The sequence below is a fragment of the Bacillus infantis genome, assembly GCF_050107595.1.
GTDB classification, from domain to species: Bacteria; Bacillota; Bacilli; order Bacillales; family Cytobacillaceae; genus Bacillus_AB; species Bacillus_AB infantis_C.
In genome coordinates this window covers 425402-442433 of sequence record NZ_JBNILH010000002.1, presented here as the reverse complement: position 1 = coordinate 442433, position 17032 = coordinate 425402, and the positions used below count along the sequence as shown (strand labels likewise).

The following is a 17032-nucleotide window of genomic DNA, read 5'->3' as shown; positions in this document are numbered from 1 at the left end:
AGAAGGAAGCAGAGTCCTAAGATTCTGCTTCCTTTTTATTATTTCCTGACCGCACCCCATTCGGCTGGATTCTCTCTCCATTCCGAAAGGGCAGAGATTTCGCCAGATGTGATATAACCCTTCTCCCTTGCTGTCTCCGCAAGCTCTGTAAAAGTTGCCAGGGAATACGACTTTATCCCTGCTTCAGCAAGCTTCTGATCACCCTGCTTCAGTTCATATGTAAAGATGGATACAGCCCCAAGCACTTCACAGCCTGCTTCACGAAGAGCATCAACAGCTGTGATGACGCTGCCCCCAGTGGAAATGAGGTCCTCAACAACAACCACTTTCTGCCCTTTTTCCGCCTTTCCTTCAATTTGCTTTCCTTTTCCATGCCCCTTCGCTTTTGAACGGACATAGCACATCGGCAGCTCCAGCAAATCGCTTGCCCAGGCAGCATGAGGGATGCCTGCTGTCGCAGTTCCGGCTATGACTTCAGCTTCCGGAAAATGCTCTTCAATAAGCACTTTGAGCCCTGCGGCAATTTCCCTGCGCACTTCAGGATATGACATCGTCAGGCGGTTATCGCAGTAGATGGGCGAAAGCAGGCCCGATGACCAGGTAAAAGGCTCGGAAGGCTGCAGGGCAACCGCTCCTATTTCCAGCAATCTTTCAGCAATTGTTTTTTTCATGACAAAACGCCCTCCCATTGATTTTTAAATGACAGATAAGCTACATACGGATCAGCTGCTCTTGTGATGGAACGGCCTACCACAATGGCCGAGACTCCTTCCTGCCTTGCAAATACCGGTGTGCTGATCCTCTTTTGATCGCCTGACGACTCTGCTGCCAGACGGATGCCGGGCGTTACTGTCAGGAACTCTTCTCCAAAACGGCTGTTCAGGAGCTTTGCTTCATGAGGGGAGCAGACGACGCCATCTAGCCCGGACTGTCTGGCAAGCCCTGCATAATGAATAACAGAATCATTCAGGGAAACCGGGATCAGCTGCTCTGCCCGCATCTGTTTCTCTGATGTGCTGGTGAGCTGTGTCACCGCTATGCATAGTGGCCTTTTTTTGCCGGCTGCTGTCCCTTCTTCCAGCCCTTCAAGGGCGGCTTTCATCATTTCGCTGCCGCCGGCTGCATGGACATTGACCAGGTCGCAGCCAAGACCGGCAATCCTGCGCATCGCGCTGCCGACTGTATTAGGAATATCATGGAGCTTCAAATCCAGGAACACTTCATGCCCGTCCGCCTTCAGTTCCCTCACCATATCAGGTCCCTCCTGGTAAAAAAGCTCCATGCCCACTTTTACATATAATTTTTCTTCCGGAAATTTACCAATGAACGATCGAACTTCTTCTTTTCCGGCAAAATCAAGCGCGATGATAAGCGGATTTTTCATGCTTGCCCCAGCTCCTTCCCGTACATTCGCTAATATGCTCGAAACCAAGCTTCTCCAGCAGTCCTGGGAGCTCATCAATAATGTTTGGACAGACAAATGGGTCCACAAAATTGGCCGTTCCAACCGCAACAGCTGAAGCTCCGGCATAAAAAAACTCGATCACATCCTCAGCTGTTTCCACTCCCCCCATCCCGATGACAGGCAGATCCACCTGCTGGCTCACTTCATAGATCATCCTTAATGCTACAGGCTTTATCGATGGCCCTGAAAGACCTCCTGTCCGGTTGGCAAGTACCGGGCGGCCTGTGTTCAGATCCATCCTCATGCCAAGAAGCGTATTGATCATGGTAAGACCATCTGCACCGCCTTCTTCAACGGCTTTAGCCATCTCTGTAATATTTGTGACATTAGGGGACAGTTTTACATACACAGGTACAGAAGAAACAGCTTTCACTTTCTTTGTCAGGTTCTTTGCAACTTCCGGGATGGTCCCGAAAGCAATGCCCCCTGTCTTCACATTCGGACAGGAGATATTAAGCTCCAAAGCCTTAACGTTTGACGCTTTTGACAGCTCACTGGCCACTTCTATATAATCTTCTTCCGTGCTGCCTGCTATATTGGCGATAATCGGAACATCATATTGCTCCAGTCTTGGAAGTTCTTTCATAAGCACGTTATCAAGCCCCGGGTTTTGAAGGCCGATTGCATTCAGCATCCCGGCAGGTGTTTCCGCGACCCTCGGAGTCGGATTCCCGAATCTTGGCTCAAGAGTGGTTGCTTTGATCATAATGGCCCCCAGCAGGCTCAAATCATACAACCCGCTGTATTCCTTTCCGAATCCGAAGCAGCCGGAAGCGGGCATTACCGGATTCCTAAGGGTTAATCCCGGCAATTCAACATTCAGCATACTCATAGCACGACCTCCCCTGCTCTGAATACAGGCCCGTCTGTGCAGACTTTTTTATAGCTGTAGCCTGCGGGATCGTCAGCCGTATGGCAGACACAGGCAAAGCATGCCCCAAGGCCGCAGCCCATCCGCTCTTCCAGAGATAAAAAAACTTTTTTGTCCTGATAGGCATATTCCAGCGCCCTCAGCATCGGTGTCGGTCCGCAGGCATACAGCACATCAAATTCCAATTCTTCCCGAACAATGACGTCGGTCACAAATCCCCTTGATCCGTATGTTCCATCCGCGGTTGCCATATATGTTTCTCCCAGCACTGAAAATTCCTTTTCATAAAACACTTGTTCAGCCGATTGAAATCCAAGCACATGTACCGCCTTGACTCCCCGCGCCTTCAGCCTTTGAGATAATTCATATAAAGGCGGCACACCAATTCCCCCGCCTACAAGGAGGGCTGTCTGGCCAGTGCGGGCTTCCTGATCAGGAAAGCCATTGCCCAGCGGACCAAGGACATCAACCTTTTCGCCTGCCTGCTTTGAAGCCAGCAGAATAGTGCCCCTGCCCCCTGCCCTGTATATCATCGTAAAGGTCTGGCTGCTTTTATTGATTTCTGCAATTGAAATCGGCCTTCTTAAAAGCGGATCATATCCGTTTGATACCTTTAGATGGACGAACTGTCCCGCAGTCTCCATCTCATTGACAAGCTCACCTTTTAAGGTGAGCTCATAAATATCTTTGCTGATTTCTTTATGTGAAACAATCGTGCAGAGCTCCTTCCTGATCATAGAAGGACCGCCTTCTTCTCATGGCTGCCTGGCATCATCGCCTCTGCTGAGAAGTTCATTGATTCAATTACCTGGAGAATCGCTTCAGCCGTGTCCAGGGATGTCAGGCATGCGATGCCGTTTTCTACTGATTCCCTGCGGATCCGGAAGCCATCGCGCGCCGGCTGCTTTCCTTTTGTCAGCGTGTTGATGACCAGCTGTGCCTCTCCATTGCGGATGACATCCAGCAGGTCAGGGCCTTCTGCCCCGATTTTGTCGACAACTTTCACTGGAATGCCTGCAGCAGAGAAATACCCTGCTGTACCGCTTGTCGCCATTACCTGATAGCCGATTTCGGCAAACCTCCTGGCAAGTGCCAGCGCTTCTTCTTTATCTTTATCGGCCACTGTCATCAGGACATTCCCGTATCCGCTGATTTTCATCCCTGATGCGACAAGACCTTTATATAGTGCTTTTTCAAGGGTATGATCTTTCCCCATGACTTCGCCTGTTGATTTCATTTCAGGACCGAGCGTGATGTCTACCCGCCTCAGCTTAGCAAAGGAAAACACCGGCACCTTTACATATACGCCCTGCTTTTCCGGTACAAGGCCAGACTCATACCCCTGGCTTTCAAGCGACTGCCCAAGGATTACCTTTGTTGCAATATTAGCCATCGGGACATTGGTGATTTTAGACAGGAATGGAACTGTCCGGCTGGACCGCGGATTCACTTCCAGGACAAATACCTCTCCCTTAGCCACAACATATTGGATATTCAGGAGACCGATGATGCCGAGGCCCTTTGCCAGCTTTTCCGTATATTCGGCCAGTTTAGCTTTCACCTCATCTGTCAGATTTTGAGGCGGGTATACGGCGATGGAGTCGCCCGAATGGACGCCTGCCCGCTCGATATGCTCCATGATGCCCGGGATGACGACTCTTTCCCCGTCAGAAATCGCATCTACTTCGATTTCCTTGCCTGTCAGGTAGCGGTCGATCAGGACAGGATGATCAGGATTCACTCTGACCGCATTTCTCATATAATGAAGCAGTTCTTCTTCTTTATAGACAATCTCCATCGCCCTGCCTCCAAGGACATACGAAGGGCGGACAAGGACAGGATAGCCGATTTCAGCAGCAATCACGGCCGCATCTTGTGCAGAGAAGGCTGTCTTTCCCTGCGGCTGGGGAATGCCCAGGTCTGTCAGCGCCATTTCAAATTTGTCCCTGTCCTCTGCACGGTCAAGGTTTTCAAGAGAAGTCCCGAGGATTTTCACCCCGCGTTTCACAAGTTCTGCTGCAAGATTAATCGCTGTCTGGCCCCCGAATTGGACAACTGCTCCCTCAGGCTTTTCAAGATCAATGATATGCATAACATCCTCAATCGTCAGCGGCTCAAAATAAAGTTTGTCAGAAATGCTGAAATCTGTAGAAACGGTTTCCGGGTTATTATTGATGATGATTGCTTCATAGCCTGCTTCTTTAATTGCCCATACAGAGTGCACGGTTGCATAGTCGAACTCAATTCCCTGCCCGATGCGGATCGGCCCGGACCCAAGCACGACAATGCTTTTCCTGTCAGTAACGATAGACTCGTTTTCTTCTTCATAGGTTCCATAATAATAAGGTGTTTCTGATTCAAACTCAGCTGCACAAGTATCGACCATCTTATATACAGGTATGATGCCATTTTCCTTCCGCCAGCTGTAGACCTCCTGCTCTGAGGCATCCCACAGCCCGGCAATCACCCGGTCAGAAAAACCCATTTCCTTTGCTTTTTTCGCGGTCTCCTGGTCAAACCGTTTGTCAGAGAGATTCTGTTCAAATGAAACGATTTTGTTCATTTTATAAAGGAAGAATAAGTCGATCTGGCTCCACTCATGGATGGTTTCGATTGATACTCCCCGCCTCAGTGCTTCAGAGATATAGAACAGCCTTTCATCGCCTGCTTTGCGGATCCGCTTTTCCATAAGAGCATCATCAATTTCCTCAGGATTATTCAAAGAAAAATGGTATACATTGGCTTCCAGCGACCTGATGGCCTTAAGCAGTGACTCTTCAAATGTCCGCCCGATGGCCATTACTTCTCCTGTTGCTTTCATCTGAGTGCCGAGCGAGCGGTTGGCTGACTCAAATTTATCAAAAGGCCAGCGCGGAATCTTTGTCACAATATAATCAAGGGCAGGCTCAAAGCAGGCATAGGTTTTTCCGGTGACCGGGTTCATCATTTCATCAAGGGTCAGGCCAACGGCAATCTTCGCAGCCAGCTTGGCAATCGGATAGCCCGTTGCCTTGGAGGCCAGCGCAGAAGAGCGGCTCACACGAGGATTCACTTCAATGATATAGTAATCAAAGCTGTATGGATCCAGTGCAAGCTGAACATTGCAGCCTCCCTCGATTTCAAGGGCGCGGATGATTTTCAGCGATACATTGCGAAGCAGCTGGTATTCACGGTCGCTTAAGGTCTGGCTCGGGGCGACAACGATGGAATCCCCCGTATGGACGCCGACCGGATCGATGTTTTCCATGTTGCAGACAACGATCGCATTGTCATTTGAGTCTCTCATAACCTCGTATTCTATTTCCTTGAAGCCGGCAATGCTCTTCTCCAGAAGGCATTGGGTGACAGGGCTGTTCTTCAGGCCGCTCGCCGTAATTTCCAGCAGCTCTTCTTCATCATGGCAGATGCCTCCGCCAGTTCCGCCAAGTGTAAAAGCGGGGCGGACGATTACGGGATAGCCGATCTGCCCGGCAAATGCAAGGGCTTCATCAATATTATGGATGATTTCACTTTCAGGAACCGGCTCGCCCAGTTCATTCATTAAATTCCGGAATAAATCGCGGTCTTCCGCTTTTTCAATGGCTGACAGCTTTGTGCCGAGCACTTCCACACCGCACTCCTCAAGGACGCCCGCTTTAGACAGCTCGACTGCCAGGTTAAGGCCGGTCTGCCCTCCCAGGGTTGGAACGATCGCATCAGGCCGCTCTTTGCGGATGATCCTGCTGACAAACTCAAGCGTCAGGGGTTCAATATAGACGGCATCGGCTATCTCTGTATCTGTCATGATCGTAGCCGGATTCGAATTAACAAGAATGACCCTGTACCCTTCTTCTTTCAGCGCTATGCAGGCCTGTGTCCCGGCATAGTCGAATTCCGCCGCCTGCCCTATGACAATGGGTCCCGACCCGATTACTAGAATGCTTTTTATATCTGTACGCTTTGGCATGCTGCAGCACCTTCCCGTTCCTCAGATTCGATCATTTGCAGAAATTGTTCAAAAAGATTATTGGCATCCTCAGGCCCTGGAGAGGCTTCCGGATGATACTGGACCGTGAAAGCCGGCATATGTTTATGCTTCAGCCCTTCGACTGTCCCGTCATTAAGTGCGATATGTGTCACTTCAAGGGCTGTTCCTGCAATGGACTCCTCATTGACGGAGTATCCATGATTTTGTGATGTTAGCGCCACTTTCCCGGTTTTGAGTTCTTTTACAGGATGATTGGATCCTCTGTGGCCGAACTTCAGTTTCTCTGTATCAGCGCCGCAAGCAAGGGCAAACAGCTGGTGGCCGAGGCAGATCCCAAACAATGGGACCTTCCCGAGCAGCCCCTGGATCATCGGTATAGCTTCCTTTACATCCTTCGGGTCCCCAGGCCCATTTGAGAGCATCACCCCGTCAGGACTCAGGCTGAGGATCTCTTCGCTTGTTGTATGGTATGGCACAACAATCACATCACAGCCGCGCCTGTTCAGCTCCCTGAGAATTCCATGCTTCATCCCATAATCCACAAGCACGACCCTGCGGCCGCGTCCAGGGGAAGGGTAGGCTGTTTTCGTTGATACCCTTTTCACCTGGTCGCGAGGGAGGACAGCAGATTTCAGCTTTTCAATTACTTCGGAAGGATCTTGTTCAATTGGGCATATACTCCCTTTTAAGGTCCCATGCTTCCGGATGATTCTTGTCAGCTTCCTTGTATCGATCCCTGCTATTCCAGGAATGCCTTTTGCTTCAAGATAATCTCCTAAAGAGCGCTCGTTCCTCCAGTTAGAAGGAAATTCAGCCGCTTCTTTAACAACGAATCCATGAATCGCCGGCAGAATGCTTTCAAAATCATCCCTGTTGATGCCATAATTCCCAATCAAGGGGTAAGTCAGCACCACGATCTGGCTGCAGTATGAAGGGTCAGAGAGGATCTCCTGATATCCGGTCATCCCTGTGTTAAATACCACCTCGCCAAAAGCGGCCGAATCGCTCCCGAATCCTTCTCCGATAAATATGGTTCCATCTTCCAAGATCAGCTGTTTCTTCATGCGTTGACACTCTCCTTCGCCCATACCGTTTTTCCGCCCGCTATTGTCAGAACCGGCCAGCCTTTGCAGCTCCAGCCTGAGAATGGGGTGTTTTTCCCTTTAGATAAAAATTCCTTCGGATCGATGTTCTGCCCATGATCCAGATTAAGCAGCACCAGGTCGGCATATGAACCTTCCTCCAGCTTTCCGTATGGCAAACCGAAAGCTTCTGAAGGCCTGATTGTCATGAAATCGACCAGCTGTTTTAAAGTGAGGATTCCCTTCAGCACCAGGTGTGTGTAGAGAAGCGGAAAGGCTGTTTCAAGCCCGGTGATCCCAAATGGGGCCAGCTCCATCCCTTCGCCTTTTTCTTCCGCAGGATGCGGGGCGTGATCGGTTGCGATAAAATCAATTGTACCGTCCAAAAGACCCTCTATTAGTGCCTCGCGGTCACTGGCGCTCCTTAGCGGCGGATTCATCTTGAAATTTGCATCAAGGCCCGGAATATCATCTTCGCATAAGAGCAGATGATGAGGAGTCACCTCAGCAGTTACCTTAATCCCTGCCTTTTTGCTGTCCCTGACAACCCTGACAGATTCTTTAGCAGAGATGTGGCACACATGATAGTGGCATCCAGCCGCTTCAGCCAGCAGCACATCTCTAGCAATATGTACAGATTCGCATACAGATGGGATCCCATTGATTGCATGCTTCCTTGAAAACTTTCCTTCATGGACAGAGCCTTTATTGATTAATGTATTATCTTCACAGTGCGCAACAACAGGCATGCCAACGGCCGCAGCCTCTTTCATTGCAGAAAGCATCATCCCGGCTGACTGCACTCCCACGCCGTCATCCGTAAAGGCAAAGGCGCCGGCCTGCTTCAGCCCTTCAAAATCAGTCAGCTCACTGCCAAGCTGCCTGACGGTGATTGAGGCATAAGGAAGGACCCGTACATGTGCCGTTTCCGCTATCCTGTTGTTCAGCCATTCCATTTGTTCCACCGTGTCAGGCACCGGCCTCGTGTTAGGCATTGGGGCGATTGTTGTAAAGCCTCCGTGTGCTGCTGCCCTGGTTCCCGTATCGATCGTTTCTTTCTTTTCTCCCCCCGGCTCCCTGAGGTGTACATGAAGGTCAACGAAGCCCGGGACAGCCAGCAGCCCTCCTGCCTCTATCACTTCGGCACCTTGACTGGTGATCCCAGCCCCTATCTTCAAGATTTTTCCGCCCTCGATCAGAATATCCTTCTGTATCAGCTCTCCGTTTTCAGTAAGCAATCTGCCATTTTTGATCAGCTTCTTCATGTTTACCGCTCCCCTCTTTATGTTCAAGTGCCCTTTTTAGAACTGCCATGCGGACAAATACACCATTCTCCATCTGTTTAAAAATCCTTGACCTGCTGCATTCCACCAGGCTGTCTGCTATCTCGACCCCTCTGTTGACTGGGGCTGGGTGCATGATGATGCTCCCCTGCTTCATCCGCTTTTCGCGGTTTACGGTGAGGCCGTATTTTTCGTGGTACTCTGCAGCAGACCGCCCGGTGCCTTCATGATGCCTCTCATGCTGTATCCTCAGGAGCATGACCACATCCGCAGTTTCAACCGCTTCATCGATTTCTTCAAAGCTTCCAGAATGGCAGAAGGAAGGGTCAAACCATTCTTCCGGCCCTGAGAATACAACCTCTGCCCCAAGCCTTGCCAGTGCTTCAGCATTAGACCTTGCCACCCTGCTGTGAAGGATGTCGCCGATGATGGCCACCTTTAAGCCGGCAAAGCGGCGGAACTCCTGCCGGATCGTCAGCAGATCCAGCAGCGACTGGGTTGGATGGTGCCCGCAGCCGTCACCTGCATTCAGGACAGGGATGCCTATCTTACCGGAAAGTGCGCTGAAATAATCTTCCTCCTGATGGCGGATGACCACCGCATCGACACCTACGGACTCGAGTGTCCTCACCGTGTCATAAAGTGATTCGCCCTTCTGGACGCTCGAAGTCCCTGCTTCAAATGGGATGACATCAAGGCCAAGCCTCCTCTCAGCAACTTCAAAGCTGCACTTGGTCCTTGTACTTGCCTCAAAGAAGAGATTGGCAACGAAGGACTGTGAAGACGGCCTCCACACTGCACCTTCAGCAAATTCCTGGGCCTGTTTCAGAATTTCCCCGATTTCGGTTATGCTCAGTTCATTCATCGTAAGCAGATCTTTCATCTTTGCTTCCTCCTTAACGGAGGCGGGCAAGGCGGTAAAAAAAAGCACCCTGAACAAAGTTCAGGGTGCTGAAAAGTCAACATGCCATACTGCACGGGAAAAAGCAGCCGAGCTTCCTCCCGCAGCACATCAACACCCTTGCAAGCCTCTCTGGACTTTTTTAAAAAGTGTCTTATCTATGCAACATTACTTTTTTTTTCGGTTTCCGCTTCAAACATATCTTCTTCAATTTGCGGTTTACCCGGCAGGATCAGGTTGAGCACCACACCGCAGATTGCTGCGAGCGCCATGCCTTCCAGATTTAATCCGCCCAGTGTTACATGGGCTCCGCCGATCCCGATGACCAGGATTACAGACGAGATGACCAGATTCCGTTTGTCTCCAAAATCCACCTTGCTGTCAACCAGCATTCTCAATCCGGACGAGGCGATGATGCCGAACAGCAGGATGGAAACCCCGCCCATCACAGGTGTCGGGATGGTAGCGATCAGCGCAGTGATCTTGCCGATGAAGCCAAACACTGTCGCAACTACTGCGGCACCGGCCAGCACATATACACTGTAGACCCTTGTGATTGCAAGGACGCCGATATTTTCACCGTAAGTCGTCTTAGGAGGTCCGCCGATCAGCGCAGAAATGATGGTGGCCATCCCGTCCCCGAGAATCGACCTGTGAAGTCCCGGATTTTTGATATAATCCCTGCCTACCACTTTGCTTAATACAAGCTGGTGCCCGATATGCTCGGAAATGGTAACTACTGCTACAGGAACCATCAGTACCGCAATTTTCAAAGTTGACCATTCAATCTTATAATCCGCAAATGGGATGAGGAAATTTGGCGCTTCAAACAACTTTGCTTCCAGAACCGGAGTGAAATCCACGAGCCCCGCGAATACGGAGTATATATATCCGACGATGATTCCGCCAAGGATCGGGATCATGCTCAGCATCCCTTTAAAGTAGATGGAGAAAACAATGGTGGCCGCCAATGTGACGAGGCCGGCGGAAAAGTACAGGAGGCTGTATTCCCCTTCCGCATTATTCATAGCCATTCCTACTGCTGTGCCTGCCAGACCAAGTCCGATGACAATGATGACCGGGCCGACCACAACAGGCGGAAGCAGCTTCATGATCCAGCGATAGCCTGCTTTTTTAATGATGAGTGCCACGATGCCGTATACCAGGCCGGCCATAAAGCTGCCGATCATGGCTGCAGCCGGTCCGCCTGCGGCCTTCGCTGCAATGATTGGTGCGATGAAGGCAAAGGAAGAGCCGAGATATGCCGGTACCTGCCATTTTGTGATGATCAGGAAAGCAATGGTCCCAAGTCCGCTTGAGATGAGAGCGATGGCCGGATCAAGCCCGACAAGGTAAGGAACAAGAATGGTTGCGCCGAACATGGCGAATAAATGCTGTATGCTTAATGTGATCCATTGAAAGGGTCCTGGCACTTCGTTTACGTCTAATAAGGGTTTATTCATGGCTTTGTCTCCTTTTGTGTTAAGGTATTTCCCCGCAAAAAAGCCCTCTTGCTGTTCGCAAAGAGGGCATAGGAGCACAGCTGAAGACCTTCAGCCATGTTCCCCTTTGCCAGCCTCTCTGGACTGCGTTAAAAGGGGGATGTTCAGTTTTCAAAAATGCTTACTTGATCGGTTTCATCTACTTCTTTCAGCTCAACAACTATCTTTTCAGAGCTTGAAGTCGGTATGTTTTTGCCTACATAATCCGCCCTGATCGGGAGTTCCCGATGGCCTCTGTCCACCAGGACTGCCAGCTGAATCGAAGCCGGTCTGCCGATGTCTACCAGGGCATCGAGGCCCGCTCTGACTGTCCTGCCAGTATACAGCACATCGTCAATGAGGATCACTTTTTGATTGGTGATATCCTGCGGAATGTCGCTGCCTTTGACAAGCGGCTGATCGTCATCCGTTTTCTTTGTCAGGTCATCCCGGTATAAGGTGATATCCAGCTCCCCTACCGAAATGCGCCTGCCTTCGATCTGTTCGATCCTGTCTGCGAGGCGGTTAGCCAGATAAATGCCCCGGGTCTTGATCCCTACAAGCACACAGTCATCGATCCCTTTATTCTTCTCGATAATTTCATGGGCGATCCTGGTCAATGCCCTCCTGATTGCCTGTTCATCCAAAACTACTGCTTTTTGTGTCATTTCCATCATCCTCCAGCATCAGGCTGCACGATTCCTTGTATAAAAAAACCTCCCGCCTGCAGGACGAGAGGTTTGGCTGCACTAATGTGCAGGAAGGGGCATACCTTCCATATCCGATACCTTCTCCGTCTCACAGGACTGGTCTTAAAGGTCATATTCATTAAAGCTATAGTAAAATATTTTAGGACAGATGTCAACGATTATTATTAATTAGATGCTACTTGCCCAGTTTTTCAAGGAGTTCAGAGAAGTATTCCGGCAGCGGTGCCTCAAACTCCATGTATTCCCCGGTTCTGGGATGCACAAAGCCAAGGACACCGGCATGCAGTGCCTGTCCGCCCAGTTCAAGCGTTTTTCTTGGCCCATATTTTGGATCCCCTGCCAGCGGGTAGCCGATATATTTCAAATGAACGCGAATCTGATGGGTCCTTCCTGTTTCCAGCTGGCATTCCACATGGGTAAAATCCTTATAGCGATGGATCACATGAAAATGCGTAACCGCATGCTTTCCGCCATCCACCACTGTCATTGCCTGACGGTCTTTAGGATCCCTTCCAAGCGGCGCATCAACCGTCCCATAATCATGAGGGATGGTTCCGTGAACGATTGCCTGGTACTTCCTTGTCACCGTTTTTTCAACAAGCTGATTCACCAGGCTTTCATGGGCCATATCATTCTTGGCTACCATCAGCAGGCCTGATGTATCCTTATCGATTCGATGTACGATTCCCGGGCGCAGGACGCCATTGATGCCTGACAGGTCTTTGCAATGTGCCATAAGGCCATTGACCAGCGTTCCTGATGCATGACCAGGCGCTGGATGGACGACCATACCCTTAGGCTTATTGACCACAAGGACATCAGCATCCTCATAATAGATATCAAGGTCCATTTGTTCAGGTACCACATCAAGCTCTTCAGGTTCCGGAAACGACACTTCAATCCTGTCGTTGGTGCTGCACTTATAATTCGTTTTTGTTCCCTCGCCGTTGACAAGGATAAGGCCATCCTTGATCATTTGCTGTGCCTGTGATCTGGACAGCTCTTCGTTCAGCAGTGAAACAGCTTTATCAAGCCTTTCCCCTGCCACTTCTTCATTAATGATGTATTCCATTTTCTCCATTCGATTTCTCCTTCGCTTCCCGCTCTTCCCGGAGCATTTGTATCATCAGTATAATTACCCCGACAACCAATGATGAATCGGCCACATTAAAGACAGGAAAATCGTATCCAAAGATATACGTGTTGACGAAATCAACCACTTCTTTGCGGAAAACCCTGTCGATAAAATTGCCGATCGCCCCCCCGAGCATTAATCCTAGTGCGATGCCAAGCAATCGCTTCCCTTTTGCTGCAGTTTTGATGTAATATACAATACCTATGATGACGGCAACTGTAATAACATAGAAAAACCACATTTGCCCTTCAAGAATTCCCCATGCCGCCCCCCTGTTGCGGTGCGATGTGATATACAGAAAATTCTCGATCACCGGGATGCTTTCACCAAGCTCCATATTTTTAACAATCAGCCATTTGGTCAGCTGATCCAGAGCAATAACAAATAAGGCAATTATGTAATAAAACACAAAGGCTACCTCCAATTTGAAGTCATTACCTTTGCATTTTAGCATAATCTTCATGAAAACGACACCTTTTATCCACTGCGAAGACTGCTGCTGCCAGGTTCAGCCTCTCATGATCATCATCAAGAAAGAAGCGGTGTCTGCCGTAGGTTCAAAAACTGATTCCATCGGCTTCCGGCAATACGCCCCAAGCTTCTCATAATCTGACATCGCCACCATGGTCGGGATGACTGACAGCAGATTTTCCGGTATCAATTCCCCGGATATTTCACATCTTCCATACTCCCCTGTTTCCAATTTTTCGATGGCACGGTTAATATCGGCCAACTCATCATATATGAATGGCTGGATAAGGTGTGAGCATCTTCCGCTTTCCAGCCTCTCAAGCAATTCCTCTTTTGTTGCACGGAGTTCTGAATAGAGCATTTCAAATGAGCTGTCCATTGCCGCTTCCTCCGTTCTTCTTTGTTTAAAATTATTATCTCCGGCCTTAACGTACAGAACCTGATAAACATTTAACAAAGAGCACAAAGTTTAGATAAGGTGGAAGGATTTATCGAAAAATCAGGGAAGCTTTTGGGTAAAGTGACAGGATAGAAAATTAAAAACCCGGCTGCACCAGGCAGCCGGGTCTGTTATTATGCCAAATGGCTATAATTATTTTTTACAACACTTGCACAGCGCGGGCAAAGTGAAGGGTGGTCGGAATCAGCGCCGACCTCCGGAGTAACTGTCCAGCAGCGCTCACATGTTTCGCCTTCAGCTTTGGCAACAAGAATTGCCGCTTTATCGAGCTTGAGGGCTTCTTCAGGCGCCTCGCCATACTCTCCGCCAATCTCGAAGCCGGAAACGATGAACAGCTGTTTCACATCTTCTTTAATGCTGTCAAGAAGGCTTCTTGTTTCAGCAGTTGGGTAAAGAGTGATCTTTGCTGTCAGGGATTTCCCGATCACTTTTTCATTTCGCGCTTCTTCAAGTGCTTTAAGCACTTCATCGCGCAGATTCATGAATGACGTCCATTTTTTCATCAGTTCATCTGCATTAGGAAGCTCTTTGTATTCCGGCATGTCTGTCAGCTGGACACTTTCTTCCTTCACAGAAGGGATAAAGGACCATACTTCATCAGCTGTATGCGAAAGAATCGGTGCAGTGAGCTTTGCCAGCGCAACAAGGCTTTCATAAAGCACTGTCTGGATCGCACGGCGGTCTGCATTATCCTCGGCCTCGATGTAAAGAACATCCTTGGCAAAATCCAGGTAGAATGAGCTTAAGTCCAGTGTACAGAAATTATTGATCGCATGGTAAATGCCTGCGAATTCATAGCGGTCATAAGCTTCCTTGACGTTTTTGACCAGTTTGTTCAGCTTCACGAGCATAAACTGATCGACTTCCCTGAGGCTTTCATAGGCAACTGCATCTTTTTCAGGATTGAAGTCAGCCAGATTTCCAAGCAGGAATCTGAATGTATTTCTGATTTTGCGGTATACCTCAGCAACCTGCTTCAGGATTGGGTCAGAGACCCTTACGTCAGCCTGGTAATCAACAGATGCCACCCAAAGACGGAGGATATCTGCTCCTAGCTGGTTCATGACCTTCGCCGGCACGACAACATTGCCGATGGATTTACTCATTTTCCTGCCTTCGCCGTCAAGTGCAAATCCGTGGCTCAATACACCTTTATATGGAGCTTTGCCTGTTACAGCCACCCCTGTGGAAAGGGATGAATTGAACCAGCCTCTGTACTGGTCAGAGCCTTCTAGATAAAGGTCTGCAGGGCGCTGCAGATCATCGCGTTCTTCCAGGACAGCCTGGTGGGATGAGCCTGAATCAAACCAGACATCCATGATATCCGTTTCTTTTGTGAACTTGCCATTCGGGCTGCCAGGATGTGTGAACCCTTCAGGCAATAGCTCTTTAGCCTCTTTTTCAAACCAGATATTTGATCCGTGTTCCCTGAAAAGGGCAGAAACATGATCAATTGTTTCATCCGTAATGATGCTGTCGCCGTTTTCAGCATAGAAAACCGGGATAGGGACACCCCATGCACGCTGGCGGGAAATACACCAGTCACCGCGGTCGCGGACCATGTTGAACAAGCGTGTTTCGCCCCATGCCGGCACCCATTTCGTTTCTTTAACAGCTTCAAGGAGTTCACTGCGGAAATCCTTGATGGAAGCGAACCATTGCGCTGTAGCCCTGAAAATGACCGGTTTCTTCGTTCTCCAGTCATGCGGATAGGAGTGGGTGATGAACTTCAGGCCCAATAATGCGCCCTTTTCTTTAAGCGCTTCGGTGATCGGCTTGTTGGCTTCATCATAAAAGAGACCTTCGAAGCCTTCAGCTTCATTGGTCATAAGACCTTTATCATCTACTGGGCACAGTACTTCAAGCCCGTATTTCTGGCCAACATAAAAGTCATCTTCACCATGTCCAGGCGCAGTGTGTACGCAGCCTGTACCAGCATCAACGGTTACATGGTCGCCAAGCATTACAAGCGAATCACGGCCATAGAGCGGATGAGAAGCAAGGATGTTTTCCAGCTCACTTCCTTTGACTGTCTTCACGACAGATGGTTCTTCCCAGCCGGTTTCTCCTGCCACAGATTCCAGGAGCTCTTCCGCAACCAGATATTTGCCGCCATCCACTTCTGCCACCACATAATTGAGGTCAGGATGAACGCTGATTCCAAGGTTGGCTGGAATTGTCCAAGGAGTTGTCGTCCAGATGACGATTTGGACATCCTGATCCAATACGCCTTTTCCATCTTTGACTTTAAAGCCTACATAAATGGAAGGAGAGCGCTTATCCTGGTATTCAATCTCAGCTTCGGCAAGTGCCGATTCACTTGAAGGAGACCAGTAGACCGGTTTCTTTCCTTTGTAAATATAGCCTTTTTTGGCCATATCGCCGAAAACTTTGATTTGCTGTGCTTCATATTGAGGCTGCAGCGTGATATAAGGGTTCTCCCAGTCTCCGCGGACGCCAAGTCGTTTAAACTGTGAACGCTGGCTGTCGATTTGCTCATAAGCATAGTCCTCGCAAAGCTTCCGGAACTCGGCAACTGTCATTTCTTTTCTTTTAACGCCTTTATTCGTCAACGCCTGTTCAATCGGCAGGCCGTGAGTATCCCAGCCTGGTACATATGGTGCATTGAAGCCGCTCATGGACTTGTAGCGCACAATGAAATCTTTAAGGATTTTATTCAGCGCATGACCCATATGGATATCGCCGTTTGCATATGGAGGGCCATCATGTAGAACAAACATCGGCCGGCCTTTTGTATGTTCCTGCACCTTTTCATAAATATTCATTTCTTCCCATTTGCCCTGGATTTCCGGCTCCCTTTTTGGAAGATTTCCGCGCATCGGAAATTCTGTTTTTGGCATCAATAATGTATCTTTGTATTCCACTGCAATTCCTCCTGCTTTCATTTAGGTAAATTGACTTGCCGTTTCCGGGCGGTTTTCCTTTGAGAAAACAAAAAAAGCCCTCTCATCCCGGTAAAGGGACGAGAAGGCTTATAGCTCCCGCGGTACCACCCTTGTAGACAGAATAGAATCATTCTGTCCGCTCAAAGCATCCTTAACGCGGATGAAACGCCTGCACCTTAATGGTTCGGAGAACGTTCAGGCAGGTACTCTAGGGTGATGTTCCAGCAATCCGCTTATTCCAGGCTCCCACCGTCCCTGGATCGCTATCTTAAAAGCATTTAGAATGCTGTACTGTCCCTT

The 17032-nt window shown here is 49.3% G+C and carries 14 protein-coding genes and 1 other annotated feature (1 of these 15 only partly in view); all 14 genes read right to left on the bottom strand.

Translation table 11 applies throughout. The features are described from left to right. Positions 1-38: 38 nt before the first annotated feature. The 14 genes from pyrE to ileS all read right to left on the bottom strand — a co-directional run bounded on the left by pyrE (position 39) and on the right by ileS (position 16711). Entirely contained in the window at positions 39-671 is a 633-nt protein-coding gene (pyrE, locus tag ACQCVH_RS05485) for an orotate phosphoribosyltransferase (protein WP_426834791.1), read from the bottom strand. Beyond that, complete coding sequence (gene pyrF, locus ACQCVH_RS05480; RefSeq protein WP_426834789.1) at positions 668-1384, bottom strand: orotidine-5'-phosphate decarboxylase; 717 nt, start codon at positions 1382-1384, stop codon at positions 668-670. The genes pyrE and pyrF overlap by 4 nt, the downstream gene beginning before the upstream one ends. Beyond that, entirely contained in the window at positions 1356-2297 is a 942-nt protein-coding gene (locus ACQCVH_RS05475) for a dihydroorotate dehydrogenase (RefSeq protein ID WP_426834788.1), read from the bottom strand. Before ACQCVH_RS05475 ends, pyrF begins: the two co-directional genes overlap by 29 nt. Further along, positions 2294-3073, bottom strand: a complete 780-nt coding sequence (locus ACQCVH_RS05470; RefSeq protein WP_426834787.1) for a dihydroorotate dehydrogenase electron transfer subunit — start codon at positions 3071-3073, stop codon at positions 2294-2296. The genes ACQCVH_RS05475 and ACQCVH_RS05470 overlap by 4 nt, the downstream gene beginning before the upstream one ends. After that, positions 3070-6282, bottom strand: a complete 3213-nt coding sequence (gene carB / locus ACQCVH_RS05465) for a carbamoyl-phosphate synthase large subunit (RefSeq protein ID WP_426834785.1) — start codon at positions 6280-6282, stop codon at positions 3070-3072. The genes ACQCVH_RS05470 and carB overlap by 4 nt, the downstream gene beginning before the upstream one ends. Then, positions 6261-7367 carry a carbamoyl phosphate synthase small subunit gene (locus tag ACQCVH_RS05460; RefSeq protein WP_426834784.1) on the bottom strand — a complete coding sequence of 369 codons (1107 nt, stop codon included), beginning with the start codon at positions 7365-7367 and terminating at the stop codon, positions 6261-6263. The genes carB and ACQCVH_RS05460 overlap by 22 nt, the downstream gene beginning before the upstream one ends. Next, positions 7364-8650, bottom strand: coding sequence for a dihydroorotase (locus tag ACQCVH_RS05455; RefSeq protein ID WP_426834783.1), 1287 nt, complete (start codon positions 8648-8650; stop codon positions 7364-7366). Before ACQCVH_RS05455 ends, ACQCVH_RS05460 begins: the two co-directional genes overlap by 4 nt. Beyond that, on the bottom strand, positions 8613-9551 hold the full coding sequence (locus ACQCVH_RS05450) for an aspartate carbamoyltransferase catalytic subunit (protein WP_426834782.1): 939 nt from the start codon (positions 9549-9551) through the stop codon (positions 8613-8615). Before ACQCVH_RS05450 ends, ACQCVH_RS05455 begins: the two co-directional genes overlap by 38 nt. A 176-nt stretch (positions 9552-9727) precedes the next feature. After that, a complete protein-coding gene (locus ACQCVH_RS05445) occupies positions 9728-11032 on the bottom strand; it encodes a solute carrier family 23 protein (protein WP_426834781.1) in 1305 nt (434 codons plus the stop codon). A gap of 143 nt (positions 11033-11175) precedes the next feature. Beyond that, positions 11176-11718, bottom strand: coding sequence for a bifunctional pyr operon transcriptional regulator/uracil phosphoribosyltransferase PyrR (pyrR, locus tag ACQCVH_RS05440; RefSeq protein WP_426834780.1), 543 nt, complete (start codon positions 11716-11718; stop codon positions 11176-11178). A gap of 217 nt (positions 11719-11935) precedes the next feature. After that, on the bottom strand, positions 11936-12841 hold the full coding sequence (locus tag ACQCVH_RS05435) for an RluA family pseudouridine synthase (RefSeq protein ID WP_426834779.1): 906 nt from the start codon (positions 12839-12841) through the stop codon (positions 11936-11938). Further along, entirely contained in the window at positions 12816-13304 is a 489-nt protein-coding gene (lspA, locus tag ACQCVH_RS05430) for a signal peptidase II (RefSeq protein WP_022543702.1), read from the bottom strand. Before lspA ends, ACQCVH_RS05435 begins: the two co-directional genes overlap by 26 nt. 99 nt (positions 13305-13403) lie before the next feature. Next, positions 13404-13745, bottom strand: coding sequence for a TraR/DksA family transcriptional regulator (locus tag ACQCVH_RS05425; protein WP_426834778.1), 342 nt, complete (start codon positions 13743-13745; stop codon positions 13404-13406). Positions 13746-13939: 194 nt separating this feature from the next. Next, positions 13940-16711 (bottom strand): isoleucine--tRNA ligase, encoded by a 2772-nt coding sequence (gene ileS, locus ACQCVH_RS05420; protein ID WP_426834777.1) that lies wholly within the window; start codon positions 16709-16711, stop codon positions 13940-13942. Positions 16712-16802: 91 nt separating this feature from the next. Then, positions 16803-17032, bottom strand: a binding site (T-box leader); it runs 13 nt beyond the window's last position.

Coding starts and splice junctions, on each gene's coding strand:
- pyrE (WP_426834791.1), bottom strand. CDS start 671: ATGAAAAAAACAATTGCTGAAAGATTGCTGGAAATAGGAGCGGTTGCC.
- pyrF (WP_426834789.1), bottom strand. CDS start 1,384: ATGAAAAATCCGCTTATCATCGCGCTTGATTTTGCCGGAAAAGAAGAA.
- ACQCVH_RS05475 (WP_426834788.1), bottom strand. CDS start 2,297: ATGAGTATGCTGAATGTTGAATTGCCGGGATTAACCCTTAGGAATCCG.
- ACQCVH_RS05470 (WP_426834787.1), bottom strand. CDS start 3,073: ATGATCAGGAAGGAGCTCTGCACGATTGTTTCACATAAAGAAATCAGC.
- carB (WP_426834785.1), bottom strand. CDS start 6,282: ATGCCAAAGCGTACAGATATAAAAAGCATTCTAGTAATCGGGTCGGGA.
- ACQCVH_RS05460 (WP_426834784.1), bottom strand. CDS start 7,367: ATGAAGAAACAGCTGATCTTGGAAGATGGAACCATATTTATCGGAGAA.
- ACQCVH_RS05455 (WP_426834783.1), bottom strand. CDS start 8,650: ATGAAGAAGCTGATCAAAAATGGCAGATTGCTTACTGAAAACGGAGAG.
- ACQCVH_RS05450 (WP_426834782.1), bottom strand. CDS start 9,551: ATGAAAGATCTGCTTACGATGAATGAACTGAGCATAACCGAAATCGGG.
- ACQCVH_RS05445 (WP_426834781.1), bottom strand. CDS start 11,032: ATGAATAAACCCTTATTAGACGTAAACGAAGTGCCAGGACCCTTTCAA.
- pyrR (WP_426834780.1), bottom strand. CDS start 11,718: ATGACACAAAAAGCAGTAGTTTTGGATGAACAGGCAATCAGGAGGGCA.
- ACQCVH_RS05435 (WP_426834779.1), bottom strand. CDS start 12,841: ATGGAGAAAATGGAATACATCATTAATGAAGAAGTGGCAGGGGAAAGG.
- ACQCVH_RS05425 (WP_426834778.1), bottom strand. CDS start 13,745: ATGGACAGCTCATTTGAAATGCTCTATTCAGAACTCCGTGCAACAAAA.